Source organism: Dyadobacter sp. 3J3 (assembly GCF_009801115.1).
In the GTDB taxonomy this organism is placed as follows: Bacteria; Bacteroidota; Bacteroidia; order Cytophagales; family Spirosomataceae; genus Dyadobacter.
The window spans coordinates 259,833-273,345 of record NZ_VTOL01000003.1; the positions used below are offsets into that span (position 1 = coordinate 259,833).

Consider the following 13,513-nt stretch of genomic DNA (forward strand, 5'->3'; position numbering starts at 1 on the left):
TTCGAAAATGAAAATTGAAACCATCGCGCCTATTTTCTTTGATTTTGAAAATGATTTTGTTGAATCACTTCGCTGCATTCCGATGATCGTGCGCTACAAACTGGATAGCTGCGGAATTAAATTGAAGTTGCCGGAATGGGTGAAGATCAGCGGAGAGGAAAAAACACAGCTGGCTTATTTACCTTGTTACCTGGATTCAGAAATCGATTGCTATGCAGAATTTGTAAAAAAACTGGTATGGAAATATGCCAGTCATGAAGCAAGCCTTTTGGCTTCGGTCGAAGACTGCTGGAATAATCTTCATGAAGTACCGGAAGAAGTTCAGGCAAAAGCAGTGGAATGGAATTGTCCCGCTTTGAAACAAAAACAATGGATCGAACTTGAAATTCTTCAACGTTTCGCTCTGGTAAAATTAAGCAGATCCGGACATGAAGGAAAAAATTTCCCGAGTGCAATGCAGGAATTTGGACTAATGCGCTAACCCCTACGCGGGCCGCCCGATTTGCAATCGGGGTTGAATGGTATAGCGTTTGTAACGCGTTTGCAAAAAATTGATAAGCACCAATCACCTCACTCCTCAACTTCCTTTTTCTCCATCAAAACAGAAGTGATACGGTTCAATTCATCAACTTTATAAGCAAAATCGCCTTTCAGCATATCCCTAACTGCTTTCAATTGCTCCATGGCCGTTTCGAGATTATCCGGCAAGGCCTCAGTTAAAACTTCTTTAAGCCGTTTCGCCAACGTTGGCGACATCCCATTGGTTGAAATCGCAACTTTTAAATTACCCTTTCTAACCACGGATGAAAGATAAAAATCGCAAAGTGGAGGCGTATCAGCGACGTTGCAAAGCATATGTCTTGCACGAGCAACAGATTTGATCCGTTTATTTTCTTCTTTATCGTTCGTTGCGACAATGACCAGATCTTTTTCCGTTAAATCCCCATCTTCGAATATTCTTTCGATTAAATTAATTCGATGATTATTGGTAGCAATCTCACGAATTTCCTGTCTTATTTCGGGAGAAACCAATGTAACTGTTGCTTCGGGAGAATTATCCAAAACCGCAGTAATTTTTTCCAAACCAACATAACCTCCACCAACAATAAGTGTGTGGAGATTTTCAAGTTTCAGGAATATGGGAAATAAGTTATTCAAAGTAAAGGTATTTGATTTGTACTAAAAAGGTTACACAGAGTATCACAGAGTTAAAAAAGAGGGACACAGAGATTTTTATTTGTTGAAAGTAAACTCTGTGTCCCTCTTAAAACCTCTGTGAAACTCTATGTAACCAACAACACAAATTTACAAGATTAATGTCATATTTCGGATTAACTATTTGATTTTATAACTATTCCAACAAAGTGCATTTTTACAATCTCTATCTTATCCGTACCTTTGCGGCATGATCGCGATTACGAACCTTAGTTATTATCTTGGCGACCGCGCACTTTACGATAGCGCGTCGCTTCATATCAAGCCAAAAATGAAAATTGGCCTTATCGGTTTAAACGGAACGGGGAAGTCTACCCTGCTTCGGATGATCGATGGGGAATATCAGCCGGACGAAGGACGTATCTCTAAATCAGGAGATTGCACGATTGGCTTCCTGAACCAGGATTTGCTTTCATACCAAAGCGATGAATCTATTTTGGCTGTTGCCATGCAGGCATTTGAACGCCAAAATCAACTTCAGGTGCAGATTGATAAAATCCTGCATGAAATGGAGCATAACTATCGTGACGAACTCGTGGACAAACTTGCAAAAGTTCAGGACGAATTTGATGCATTGGACGGTTATACAATTCAATCCAAAGCAGAAGCAATTCTTGAAGGACTTGGTTTTGTGACTGATGATTTGCACAGACCGTTAAGATTGTTCTCCGGGGGATGGAGAATGCGGGTGATGCTGGCAAAATTGCTTTTGCAAAAACCGTCTCTTTTGATGCTCGATGAACCTACCAACCATTTGGACTTACCGTCTATTCAGTGGGTGGAAAAATATGTTCAGAGTTATGAAGGTGCTGTGATCGTGGTTTCTCACGATAGAGCATTTCTTGATAATACGGTTGATACGATTGTGGAAGTTTCAGGAGGAAAATTAAATCTTTACTCCGGGAATTATTCCTATTATATGGAAGAAAAAGCACTGCGTAATGATATCCAACGCGGAGCTTTTGAAAACCAGCAGGCAAAAATCAAACAAACAGAACGTTTTATCGAACGTTTTAAAGCCAAAGCAACCAAATCCAAACAGGTCCAAAGTCGTGTTAAAGCGCTTGACAAAATGGAAGTTGTAGATCAGGTAATTGACGAAAACGCAAAAGTTCATTTCCGTTTCCAGTTTACAACACAGCCTGGACGTCACGTTTTCCAATTAGAAGATGCGTCGAAGGCTTATGGAGATAAAGTGATTCTGAGTCATACCAATATTACCATGGAACGTGGTGATAAAATTGCTTTGATTGGTGCCAACGGACGTGGTAAATCTACGGCTCTACGGGTTGTGGCGGGCACTGAACCGATTGAAGGAAAAAGAAGATTAGGCCATAATGTGATGTTTACGTTCTATGCACAGCATCAGCTAGAATCTTTGAATGTTAACCACAATCTTTTGGAAGAACTTAAATACGCGAATTCCACCAAAACAGAAACGGAATTACGTACGGTTTTGGGATGTTTCCTTTTCTCGGGAGACGATGTATTCAAAAAGATCAAGGTACTTTCCGGAGGTGAAAAATCCCGTGTAGCGTTAGCCAAAGTTTTGCTTTCACAAGCCAATTTCCTGTTACTCGATGAGCCTACAAACCATTTGGACATGCAATCAGTGAACATTCTGATCCAGGCTTTGCAGCAATACGAGGGAAGTTACATCGTAGTTTCTCACGACAGGTATTTCGTTGAATCGATTGCAAATAAAATCTGGTATATCGAAGATCATCAGATTAAGGAATATCCAGGAACATATGTAGAATATGAAAGATGGATCGAAGAGCGTGGATTGCAATCAGCTGTGAGTGAAAAAGCGACAGTTAGCAGTGCGCCGCCACAAGTAAAAAGCAATCAGGCGGTTAATGGAAATACGCAGAAACCGAATAACAATAAATCAACTTCTCCTGAAGATTTGCAAAAGTTAAAAAAGGCGAAGAAACAGGTTGAAGAGCTGGAAGCTACGATTAGCAACCTTGAAACTAAAAAGTCTGAAACTGAAACAAAATTGGCTCAGCCTTCGATTTATAATGATTCAGCTAAGCTGGCAGAATTGAACAAATTTTACGCTGACGTCAAGAAAAAACTTGATGAAGCAACTGAATTATGGGAAAATGCTATGATGGAAGTTGAAGAGTTAGGGTAGTAGATTTTGGTTGGATAAATAAAAAAGGTCATTTTAGCTTACCGCGAAAATGACCTTTTTTATTTTAGACTGACTTCAACAAATCTTCTGTCTGGGCATAAATATCTTCCATAGCAATTGTAAGGTTAACGCTAGCCAACTCCAACTGATCCGACAATTGATATGCTTCGGAAGCCAACACCCAAAGTCCTTCTTCATTTTTACGAAAAACTTCGGCCGCAAGAGAGCGGGAATTTATTAAAACATATTCTCGCAAAGAAGTTATGCTCCGATAAAAATGAAATTTCTGTCCGCGATCATAAGCTTCGGTACTTTCTGAAAGCACTTCAATAATCACCGTGGGATTTAGTATCGTGTCCTTTTTATCATCCAGGTATTGATTCTTTTCACAAACGATCAGTAAATCCGGATAAGTGTAAAGTCCTGTTTCGGGAATATGAATGCGTTGGTCGCTGGAAAATGTCCTGCACGACTTACCTTTAAAAAATCCTCCGATTTCAATTGAAAGATTCTCAACAATCCGGTTATGGTTATGACCAGCGCCGGCCATCGCAAAAATCTCGCCCTTATAGTATTCACTTTTATAATCGGCGCCACGTTCTATATCCAGATATTCCGCTTCTGAATAATATTTTTGAGGTTGTGCAGTCATATTGTTTCGGTTCTACAACAAAAATAGTTAATTATGTTAAAAAACATCGTCGTCATTCATACGTTGTCTTTGTCTGATCGTTACATTTTTGTCCAAAATAATTTATGCGCTATATTCTTTTTACCCTTCTCAGTTTAAGTTTTTTTTCTGCAAATGCACAATTTCCTGATATGCGCCTGGAAGATTTTATCTATAATGATGATATCAAAACGGTGTTGTTATATCCAGGCATCGCAGATAAAGAAAATCCAACCAGGCTGGTTGCGCCTCCAATCATTCCCATTCAAAGCACTTTTCCGCTTGTTCTGGAATTTGACGACATGACGACTAATATGACGGGACTACGGGCGAAAATCTTTTCCTGTAATGCAGACTGGACAAAGTCGAATCTGAATGATATTGAATTCACTTATGAATATAACGATTACCCTATCACAACCTACGAGCAATCATTTAGCACAAAGGTGCCATATACCCATTACAGATTTGAAGTACCAAAATTGAAATTGTCTGGAAATTATGTTTTAATGGTATATACCGACAGAGGAAAAAAAACGCTTCTGACCAGGAAATTTATGATATATGATACGAAGGTTGGCATTACAGCGCAAGCAAAATTTTCGCAGGGAATTCAGCAACAATTTACGGATCAGCAGATTGATTTCAGTATCAGTTACAAAGGATATAACCTGATTTCTCCTCAGCAGGATCTCAAAGTATTTATCCGAAAAAATTTCCGTTGGGATCAGGCCAAAACCAATTTTAAGCCAACGAACGTCCAGCCTTTTGACCAGCTTTTGGAATACACTTTTTTCAATCTGGAAAATACATTTCCGGGCGGGAATGAATTCCGCTATTTTGACAGCCGCACTTTATCCGGTCGTGGTTATGGTGTGTATGAAATTGATCGTGCATCCGACCAGACAAGTCTGGTACTTACGCCGGACAAATCCCGCTCAGATAATGGTTATTTACAGATCGAAGACTTGAACGGTCAATATATTATTGATCAAAAAGAATCCGGCCGCGGAAGTGTTGAAGCTGACTATACACCTGTCCTTTTCACTTTAAAAGTTACCGAAGATCCTGACGCAACCTTCTATGTGAATGGTGCGTACAATCTATGGCAGCTCAATGACCACAATAAAATGGAATACAATACCGATGCAAAAGCCTATCAGTGCCAGATGGTGATCAAACAAGGTGTTATCAATTACGACTATACAACGGTGAGAGTTGGCCAAAAACCGGATGAGGGAAATATTGAAGGAAATTATGCTGTAACAGAAAATGATTATGACATTCTTATTTACCACCGCCCGCCAGCCGGACGTTCGGATTTGTTGGTTGGTTATAAAACGATTGAGTGGAACAGAAGACGATAATAATTTATTTTTCTTAAAATGATCTAATTTTTTAATAGATTAGTATATTATGATATAAAGGACACCTATCCATAAATCACCCCTTATGAAAGCAAACGCCCCGGCTTGGGATTTAACACCGAACTTATATCTGACAAGTGACGAAACTGAAATTATTGATTGCCTGGTCGACCATCATGAAATGCCTGTAAAATTTGAAGAGGACCAGGTAATATCATTCTTTAATGCGACAGATCTGTTTCTTGTGCTCTATTTTTCAAAAAAAGAAGACCGGGGATTTCAAATGTATGTAGTGAGGGATTTTTCGGTTCACGTGGATGACATGATTCTGCTTCACCAGCTTTTTGACAGATTAATTATAGATGGACTTAGCGTTGGAGTATTACAAAAAGCGCAGTTCCAGATTGATAATATTATTTATATGGCGGATACTTTTCGGGCCATGATCCATAAAGACTTAGCGAATCAGGTTGAAGATTAACAGTATTATTTCACCTAAAAAGCACAAAAAAAGAAGTCAACTTTTCTGGTTGACTTCTTTTTTTCAAAACCCTGGTCGGATTTAATAATTTATCACTTAAACGTTAAAACGGAAATGCATAATATCACCGTCCGCAACAACGTATTCTTTTCCTTCAACAGCCATTTTACCAACTTCTTTTACGCCAGCTTCTGATTTATACAACTCGTAATCAGCCAGTTTAATAACCTCAGCACGAATAAAGCCTTTTTCAAAATCACTGTGAATTACACCGGCAGCTTGTGGAGCTTTCCAGCCTTTCACGATCGTCCAGGCACGTACTTCCTTCACACCTGCTGTAAAATAAGTAATAAGATTCAAAAGTGAATAAGAGGCCTTGATCAATTTACTAAGCCCTGATTCTTTCAAACCATATTCTCCAAGGAACATTTCATGTTCTTCTTCGTCTTCAATCTCAGAAATCTGGGATTCTATCGCAGCACAAAGAATAATCACGTCCGCACCTTCATGAGCAACAGCTTCTCTCAATTTTTCAGAGTATTCATTACCCGAAAGCATCGAATTCTCATCCACATTTGCTACATATAATACTGGCTTGTCTGTAAGCAATTTCAGATCACCAACTGCGGCTTCTTTTAAATCTGCATCAGAAACAACAAGACTACGGGCATTTTTGCCTGCTTCCAATGTTTCTTTATATTTTTTCAAAAGTTCAAGTTCCGCTTTTGCTTTGGCATCGCCGGCTCTTGCTCCTTTTTCAGTTTTTTGAATTTTTTTCTCAATCGATTCAAGATCTTTTAGCTGTAATTCGATATCAATAATTTCTTTATCAAAAACAGGATCAACCTTACCTTCTACGTGTACAACGTTTTCATCCTGAAAACAACGCACCACGTGAACGATCGCATCCACTTCACGGATATTGGCAAGAAATTTATTTCCCAAACCGGCACCCTGGCTTGCACCTTTTACCAATCCTGCAATATCAACGAACTCCATGATCGTTGGAATAACCTTTTGCGGTTTTACCAATCCGATCAATACGTCAATACGTTCATCAGGAACAGTTACAACCCCAACATTGGGTTCAATTGTACAAAAAGGATAGTTAGCTGCTTCGGCTTTACCGGTAGAGATAGCATTAAATAAAGTGGATTTCCCAACGTTCGGTAATCCAACAATTCCACATTGAAGGCTCATAAAAACTAAGACAAATGAGATGAGAAGACCTTAAAAGCCAATAAACTCATCATATTAAAATGGTAAATGGCCATACCGAAATAGCAAGCCCTGTTAATTTCTTGCAAAATTACCAATTACCGGACAGAAAAACTAAAAGCCTTCGTCAATGATTTGCGAAGGCCTTCTTAAAAACGTAAAGTTTTTTTACTCCCACTTCAAATCTGACTCACCAATGGCATCTACTTCATCCACTTTGGCCTCGTATTGAGAAAAATCAACTTCTGGCATTAATTCCGTTTTCACGTGATCTACCGCATCTTTCAAAGCTTCTACAAACTTATCGAAATCCTCTTTGTACAAAAACATCTTGTGTTTTTCATACGTAAAGCCTTCTCCCTGCGGATGACGGCGACTTTCGGTAATGGTTAAGTAATAATCGTTGGATCTCGTTGAGCGAACATCGAAGAAGTAAGTCCGTTTTCCCGCCCTGACCCTTTTGGAGTAGATTTGCTCTCTGTCTTCCACTATGTTTAGTTTTTAATAGGTTTGCAAACGCTAAAATAGAAAGTTTATTGCTGCGAACAAAAAAACCGGCAGATATTAGCAAATCCTTAATGCCCGAAAAATTAATTTTTCTGCATTTCTATTGTACTTTATAAGTACGATGCACAATTTTTCGGGTTTAATCCGTTACATTTGGGTAACAGTCGTTATTGTGATTATCACAAATCGGCAATTTTGGTAAAGATTTAAGGCTTTTTTAGCTTTATTATGTTCCACCTAAACTCTCAGATATGACTTATCCTCGGATTCTGATTCTATTGCTTCTTACCTTGGCTGGTTTCAATGCAGATGCACAAATAAGCCTTGGCAAAACAGAAGTTGGCAGCGCTTCTTTCTATTCTTCCCGCTTTCAGGGCCGGAAAACATCTTTTGGAGAAATACATCAAAGTACCGAGCTTTCCGCAGCTCATCGTTCATTGCCCCTTAACACCATGCTGGAAATAACAAATCTGTCCAACAACCAGAAAGTTATAGTACGCGTAAATGACAGGGGCCCATTTTCCCACAACAGAATCGTAGACATTAGTAAAGAAGCAGCCCGCCTGATCGGAATCGTTTCCAGTGGAGTGGCCAAAGTTTCCATGCGCATCGTAGGTATGGAAGGTATGATCATGTTGGATTCTCATGAAGATATCGACCATAAAGCAGGCAAAATTATTTCCATGCGGACGAAAGATTAAAAACGTTTTTCAGGTTTATGAACATCAGGCAGCTGGATTTAGCAAAAGTAAGAGAATTTGGTAACCTGGAATTTCTGGCTAAACAGCTGGTTGAAGGTTTTATTACCGGCCTGCATAAATCTCCCTTCCATGGTTTTTCTGTTGAATTTGCTGAACATCAATTATATAATACCGGAGAATCTACCCGAAATATCGATTGGAAAGTTTTTGCCAAAACAGACCGGCTTTATGTAAAACGTTATGAAGAAGAAACTAACCTTCGCTGCCACATTTTACTAGACACTTCTTCTTCCATGTATTATCCGGAAGAAAATTATGGCAAAATGACGTTTAGCCTTATGGCCGCCGCGAGCCTGACTTATTTACTTCAAAGACAAAAAGATGCGGTAAGTCTTTGTACTTTTTCAGATGCCATTGAAATTCAGACTGCCGTAAAATCCACTCCTTCGCATGTGCATAAGATCATGCAGGAATTGAACGGACTTTTACAAAAATCACGTCCCTTACAAAAAACTTCAGTTGCCAGTATTATTCATCTTCTGGCAGAAAAAATCCACAAACGATCCTTAGTCGTCATTTTCAGTGATATGTTCGAAAATATTGAAGATGCCGATCTGATATTTTCTGCTTTGCAGCATTTGAGACACAATTTACATGAAGTGCTGCTTTTTCATGTAACGGATAAAAAAACAGAAGAGTCCTTCGCCTTTGAAAACCGTCCTTACGAATTTATAGACCTTGAATCCGGCGAAAAAATAAAAGTGCAGCCAGACCAGGTCCGGGAATCTTATCAAAAATTTGTAGGTGATTTTTATCAAAAGCTGAAATTAAAATGCGGTCAGTATAAAATTGATTTCATTGAAGCCGATATAGCCCAGGGTTTTGATCCCGTTTTAATGGCCTATTTAGCAAAGCATTCGAAAATGAGATAATTTTTGCAGAAATTTGCTGAACCCCTATCAGCAAACATTCTATGAAAAAATTATCTACAATCTTAATTCTCCTTGTTTTTTACATTTTCGCAGGTGGTTGTCATTCAGCCAAAAAATCCCTGAAAAGAGGAGATTATGATGACTCCGTTTTTCGCGCAGCTGATAAATTAAAAAATACCCCAACGCACAGTTCTTCTCTGGAAATTCTCAAACAGGCTTTTCCAAGCGCCGTAAAACAGCATCTTGATGATATTTCTTCTGCTGAAACCTTACCCGACATCCAGCGATGGGAACAATTACTGTCTTCTTATCAAATTTTAAATAAATTATACGAAGCTGTAAAACCATGTAATACGTGTATGCAGGCCGTTTCTGCTAAAAGTTATTATGAGGAAGAAAGAAATTCAAGACAGAAAACACTTGAGACGCATTACTCAGAAGGTCTAAAATTACTATCACTCGGAAGTCGTGAAAATGCGCGTTTGGCGTATGAGCAATTTGAGCGTGTTTATGAGCTTTTACCAAACTATAATAATGTTCAGCAAAAACTTGATCAGGCCTACAACATTGCTTCTTTTAAGGTTGTTGTTGAACAGGTTCTTGTCACTTCAAAAGCATATCAATTAAGCAACGCGTATTTTCAAGATCAGATCAACCAGTTTCTGAAGACAAACCGACGCCTTAATAAATATGTCCAGTTTTATACACCGGAAGAAGCAACTAATGGAAAATTAAAACCAGATCACGTAATTACACTTCAATTCGATGATTTTGTGGTTGGTCAAACGCTAATTGAAAAAAATACGGAAACCGTTTTCAGTAAGGATAGTGTCAAAATCGGAGAGAAAACGGTTAATCGGAAAAAGATTGAGTTTTATGATAAAGTAAAAGCCAGTCTTACTAAAAATAGAAAAACAGTGCATTCCAGCGGAGTTCTGGATATGCGGATCATGGAATTCGACACCAGGAAACTTGCCAATCAGGAGAAATTTGGCGGAGAATATAACTGGGTTTGCGAATGGGCCAGTTATAATGGTGACGAACGTGCCTTAACCAACGCACAGTTGAAAATGTGCAAAAGTCAGGAATTGTTACCGCCCGATCCTCAGCAGCTTTTTGTAGAATTCAGCAAGCCTATTTATGATCGGTTGACAGATCGGCTGCGGCGTTATTATGCGAAGTATTGAATTTGATAAGCGATTAAAACGTCCGAATTATATATCCAAAGGAGATTCTTCTTTACAGAAATAATATACTCCATAATTCCTGGCTCCAGCTGAGCCTCCTGTTTATAGAATAGTATCCAACTCCCAAAATTCCCGGCTCCATCGGAGTCTCCTGAAATTCCCAGGGAACTCCGATGGAGTTGTGACCCGCAGCTATAAACGGCATTCCTATAAACAGGATGCTCCAAAGGAGCGATTAGAACTGGGCCAGGTAATACTATTTGGCAAAAACATCTCCAAAGGAGATTCCTGTTTACAGAAATGATATACGCCATAATTCCTGGCTCCTGCGGAGCCTCCTGTTTATAGAATAGTATCCAACTGCCATAATTCCTGGCTCCATCAGAGCCTCCTGAAATTTCCAGGAAACTCCGATGGAGTTGTGACCCGCAGCTATAAACGGCATTCCTATAAACAGGATGCTCCAAAGGAGCGATTAGAACTGGGCCAGGTAATACTATTTGGCAAAAACATCTCCAAAGGAGATTCCTGTTTACAGAAATGATATACGCCATAATTCCTGGCTCCTGCGGAGCCTCCTGTTTATAGAATAGTATCCAACTGCCATAATTCCCGGCTCCATCAGAGCCTCCTGAAATTTCCAGGAAACTCCGATGGAGTTGTGAGGCGAAGCTATAATCGCCATTTCTATAAACAGGATGCTACGAAGGAGCGATGAAGGCTGGAATAAAATTGATAAAATTCAATTTATTTATTCAAAAACAACTCCATAAAAAGCTGATCAAGATGCGCCACCGTCACCACTTCAATTTTCGCATCCTTGAAATCAAGCCCTTTTCCATTGTATTTTGAAATGTAAATCTTTTTAAAACCTAACTTTTCAGCCTCAGAAATTCTGCTTTCAATACGATTTACGGCTCTAACTTCTCCTCCCAACCCAACTTCTGCGGCGAAACAAACTGAAGGTGGAATGAACGCATCTTCGTATGAAGAAACAATTGAAGCCACCACAGAAAGATCTATCGCGGGGTCTTCTACACGCAAACCGCCGGCAACATTTAAAAATACATCCTGTACACCAAGCCTGAATCCTCCGCGTTTTTCCAGAACAGCCAGAAGCATTTGCAAACGTTTCGCGTCAAAACCTGTCCCGCTTCGTTGCGGAGTTCCGTAGGTTGCAACACTTACAAGCGACTGAATTTCAATCAAAAGAGGACGATTTCCTTCCATCATAGAACCAATAGAAATCCCGCTGATCGGTTCATCTCTCTGAGAAATTAATATTTCCGATGGATTACTGACCTGTCTTAATCCGGCACTATGCATTTCATAAATACCTAGTTCTGATGTGCTCCCAAAACGGTTTTTCTGAGTTCTCAAAATCCTGTATGTCGTGTGGCGGTCACCTTCAAATTGCAAAACGGTATCCACCATATGCTCCAAAACTTTTGGTCCTGCGAGTGATCCGTCTTTTGTAATATGCCCGATCAAAAACACGGGCACACCTGTTTCTTTGGCATATTTCATAAACTCAGCCGTACATTCCCGAACCTGCGAAACACTTCCTGCACCCGATTCGATATAGGCAGAATGCATGGTTTGAATGGAGTCAATAATCAGAATTTGAGGCTGAAATTCTTCAATTTGACGAAAAATATTAGCCGTTTGTGTCTCTGTCAGGATAAAACAATTATCACTTTTGGAAGCCATTCTCTCAGCGCGCATTTTTATCTGCTGGTCAGATTCCTCTCCCGAAACGTAAAGAACTTTTTTATTTGAAAGTGTCAGGGCAATTTGCAACATCAGCGTCGACTTTCCAATTCCCGGCTCCCCGCCTATCAATACCAGTGAACCTTGTACAATTCCTCCACCCAAAACGCGGTTTAATTCCCCATCACTAGTTACAATTCTTGGCTCATTGGCATATTCAATTTCGGCTATTGCTTTTGGTTTACTGGCCAGATTTACCGATTTCCAGGTAACTGCTGTCTTTTTATCTTCCTTTTCGATCACTTCCTGCACCATCGTATTCCATTCTCCGCACGAAGGACACCGACCTACCCACTTGGGTGAATTATATCCGCACTCCTGACAAAAATATGCTGTTCTGGCTTTGGCCATATTATATTTTCCTTAAATTGATGTTGTATAAAGTGTTAAAATACTGGCATGAAAATTTACCCAAATATGCAAACCTTTTTTCCGTTAAATCAAAAAACAGCAAGTCTGCGTATCGTTTTTTATTTCCTGACGTTATCAATCGGTTTTAGTCATCAACAATTTTCCGTATGAACGTATTTAAGACAACAATTTATGTGACGCTTTTATTCCTGACAACGCTAATTTCTGCGCAGGCTCAGACAAAAGGTTTCGCATTTGGTATTAAAGGTGGTGTTAACTTGTCCAAATTAACAATGGGCAATGTTTTTTCAACCCGCTATGATGACAATGGGAATGCATACAAAAAATTTGACGGCTCCGATGTCCGGGATAATTTAAAAGAAAGTCTGGATACCAAAACGGGTATGGTAGGTGGTGTATGGATGAGATTTGGTAAAACCATTTTTGTACAACCCGAAGTTTTGGTTTCTACAAAAGGCGGATCTTTTCAAATAATACCTGATGGCTCGACGACTGCGCAAACTGTAAAAATCAAATACAGCAACATTGACGTTCCCATACTTATCGGATTAAAAGGTGGCCCGATCCGTGTTCTGGCTGGACCGCTGTTTTCTTTTCGTGTTGGTGATAATCAAAAACTTAGTGATGCTTTCAAGCAATACTCTTCAAACCGGGATGGTGCATTGTCCAATGCTGTTGTTGGCTACCAGTTTGGTGCAGGCCTTGATTTAGGAAGTTTCAGCCTGGATGTTCGTAAGGAAGGCACTTTCACTGATCTTGCAACTTTCAAATTAAATAATAAACCAATTGACGGCAATAGTGCTACGGTACGTCAAAAGATTACCTCCTGGCAGGTAACTTTGGGAATTAAGCTATTTTAAGCTGTTAGTTATTAGCGTTTGGCGATTAGCCCAAACTCAGACAATCAAAATTTTCAGGAATTTCTTTCTTTTTACTTTTGAAAGCTGAATGCT

The 13,513-nt window shown here is 39.4% G+C and carries 13 protein-coding genes; 8 read left to right on the forward strand and 5 right to left on the reverse strand.

Annotated features, from left to right (window positions below; all coding sequences use genetic code 11):
• The first annotated feature begins 7 nt into the window (after nucleotides 1–7).
• Nucleotides 8–481, forward strand: coding sequence for a nitrate reductase associated protein (locus FZF08_RS08070; RefSeq protein ID WP_159468129.1), 474 nt, complete (start codon nucleotides 8–10; stop codon nucleotides 479–481).
• An 89-nt stretch (nucleotides 482–570) separates the two neighbouring features.
• On the opposite strand, the gene FZF08_RS08075 is transcribed toward FZF08_RS08070, so the two are convergent.
• A complete protein-coding gene (locus tag FZF08_RS08075; protein ID WP_159468130.1) occupies nucleotides 571–1,158 on the reverse strand; it encodes a bifunctional precorrin-2 dehydrogenase/sirohydrochlorin ferrochelatase in 588 nt (195 codons plus the stop codon).
• 247 nt (nucleotides 1,159–1,405) lie between these two features.
• Here FZF08_RS08075 and FZF08_RS08080 point away from each other — a divergent pair, with 247 nt between their 5' ends.
• Nucleotides 1,406–3,355, forward strand: a complete 1,950-nt coding sequence (locus FZF08_RS08080) for an ABC-F family ATP-binding cassette domain-containing protein (protein ID WP_159468131.1) — start codon at nucleotides 1,406–1,408, stop codon at nucleotides 3,353–3,355.
• 64 nt (nucleotides 3,356–3,419) lie between these two features.
• Here FZF08_RS08080 and FZF08_RS08085 read toward each other — a convergent pair whose 3' ends face one another.
• Nucleotides 3,420–4,007, reverse strand: a complete 588-nt coding sequence (locus tag FZF08_RS08085; RefSeq protein WP_159468132.1) for a Uma2 family endonuclease — start codon at nucleotides 4,005–4,007, stop codon at nucleotides 3,420–3,422.
• Nucleotides 4,008–4,111: 104 nt separating this feature from the next.
• Between FZF08_RS08085 and FZF08_RS08090 the strand changes: the two genes are divergently transcribed.
• Together FZF08_RS08090 and FZF08_RS08095 are read left to right on the forward strand one after the other, a co-directional pair.
• Nucleotides 4,112–5,392: a DUF5103 domain-containing protein gene (locus FZF08_RS08090; protein ID WP_159468133.1), complete on the forward strand. Its 1,281-nt coding sequence runs from the start codon at nucleotides 4,112–4,114 to the stop codon at nucleotides 5,390–5,392.
• 85 nt (nucleotides 5,393–5,477) lie between these two features.
• Nucleotides 5,478–5,873: a hypothetical protein gene (locus tag FZF08_RS08095; protein ID WP_159468134.1), complete on the forward strand. Its 396-nt coding sequence runs from the start codon at nucleotides 5,478–5,480 to the stop codon at nucleotides 5,871–5,873.
• A gap of 96 nt (nucleotides 5,874–5,969) precedes the next feature.
• On the opposite strand, the gene ychF is transcribed toward FZF08_RS08095, so the two are convergent.
• Both ychF and FZF08_RS08105 read right to left on the reverse strand, forming a co-directional pair.
• Nucleotides 5,970–7,073, reverse strand: a complete 1,104-nt coding sequence (gene ychF, locus FZF08_RS08100; RefSeq protein WP_159468135.1) for a redox-regulated ATPase YchF — start codon at nucleotides 7,071–7,073, stop codon at nucleotides 5,970–5,972.
• A 186-nt stretch (nucleotides 7,074–7,259) separates the two neighbouring features.
• Nucleotides 7,260–7,580: a DUF3276 family protein gene (locus tag FZF08_RS08105; protein ID WP_159468136.1), complete on the reverse strand. Its 321-nt coding sequence runs from the start codon at nucleotides 7,578–7,580 to the stop codon at nucleotides 7,260–7,262.
• Nucleotides 7,581–7,849: 269 nt separating this feature from the next.
• Here FZF08_RS08105 and FZF08_RS08110 point away from each other — a divergent pair, with 269 nt between their 5' ends.
• Genes FZF08_RS08110 through FZF08_RS08120 form a run of 3 tightly spaced genes read left to right on the forward strand, consistent with a single transcriptional unit; the run spans nucleotide 7,850 to nucleotide 10,418 of the window.
• The gene (locus FZF08_RS08110) at nucleotides 7,850–8,299 is read left to right on the forward strand and encodes a septal ring lytic transglycosylase RlpA family protein (protein ID WP_159468137.1); all 450 of its coding nucleotides are present in this window, start codon (nucleotides 7,850–7,852) and stop codon (nucleotides 8,297–8,299) included.
• A 17-nt stretch (nucleotides 8,300–8,316) separates the two neighbouring features.
• Nucleotides 8,317–9,231 carry a DUF58 domain-containing protein gene (locus tag FZF08_RS08115; RefSeq protein WP_159468138.1) on the forward strand — a complete coding sequence of 305 codons (915 nt, stop codon included), beginning with the start codon at nucleotides 8,317–8,319 and terminating at the stop codon, nucleotides 9,229–9,231.
• Between the two features lie 41 nt (nucleotides 9,232–9,272).
• Nucleotides 9,273–10,418: a hypothetical protein gene (locus FZF08_RS08120; protein WP_159468139.1), complete on the forward strand. Its 1,146-nt coding sequence runs from the start codon at nucleotides 9,273–9,275 to the stop codon at nucleotides 10,416–10,418.
• Between the two features lie 747 nt (nucleotides 10,419–11,165).
• Here the strand turns inward: FZF08_RS08120 and radA are convergent.
• Entirely contained in the window at nucleotides 11,166–12,539 is a 1,374-nt protein-coding gene (gene radA, locus FZF08_RS08125) for a DNA repair protein RadA (protein WP_159468140.1), read from the reverse strand.
• A gap of 167 nt (nucleotides 12,540–12,706) precedes the next feature.
• Here radA and FZF08_RS08130 point away from each other — a divergent pair, with 167 nt between their 5' ends.
• The gene (locus FZF08_RS08130) at nucleotides 12,707–13,420 is read left to right on the forward strand and encodes a porin family protein (protein ID WP_159468141.1); all 714 of its coding nucleotides are present in this window, start codon (nucleotides 12,707–12,709) and stop codon (nucleotides 13,418–13,420) included.
• The last annotated feature ends 93 nt before the right edge of the window (nucleotides 13,421–13,513 follow it).

Coding starts and splice junctions, on each gene's coding strand:
- radA (WP_159468140.1), bottom strand. CDS start 12,539: ATGGCCAAAGCCAGAACAGCATATTTTTGTCAGGAGTGCGGATATAAT.
- FZF08_RS08085 (WP_159468132.1), bottom strand. CDS start 4,007: ATGACTGCACAACCTCAAAAATATTATTCAGAAGCGGAATATCTGGAT.
- FZF08_RS08115 (WP_159468138.1), top strand. CDS start 8,317: ATGAACATCAGGCAGCTGGATTTAGCAAAAGTAAGAGAATTTGGTAAC.
- FZF08_RS08095 (WP_159468134.1), top strand. CDS start 5,478: ATGAAAGCAAACGCCCCGGCTTGGGATTTAACACCGAACTTATATCTG.
- FZF08_RS08090 (WP_159468133.1), top strand. CDS start 4,112: ATGCGCTATATTCTTTTTACCCTTCTCAGTTTAAGTTTTTTTTCTGCA.
- ychF (WP_159468135.1), bottom strand. CDS start 7,073: ATGAGCCTTCAATGTGGAATTGTTGGATTACCGAACGTTGGGAAATCC.
- FZF08_RS08110 (WP_159468137.1), top strand. CDS start 7,850: ATGACTTATCCTCGGATTCTGATTCTATTGCTTCTTACCTTGGCTGGT.
- FZF08_RS08120 (WP_159468139.1), top strand. CDS start 9,273: ATGAAAAAATTATCTACAATCTTAATTCTCCTTGTTTTTTACATTTTC.
- FZF08_RS08070 (WP_159468129.1), top strand. CDS start 8: ATGAAAATTGAAACCATCGCGCCTATTTTCTTTGATTTTGAAAATGAT.
- FZF08_RS08130 (WP_159468141.1), top strand. CDS start 12,707: ATGAACGTATTTAAGACAACAATTTATGTGACGCTTTTATTCCTGACA.
- FZF08_RS08080 (WP_159468131.1), top strand. CDS start 1,406: ATGATCGCGATTACGAACCTTAGTTATTATCTTGGCGACCGCGCACTT.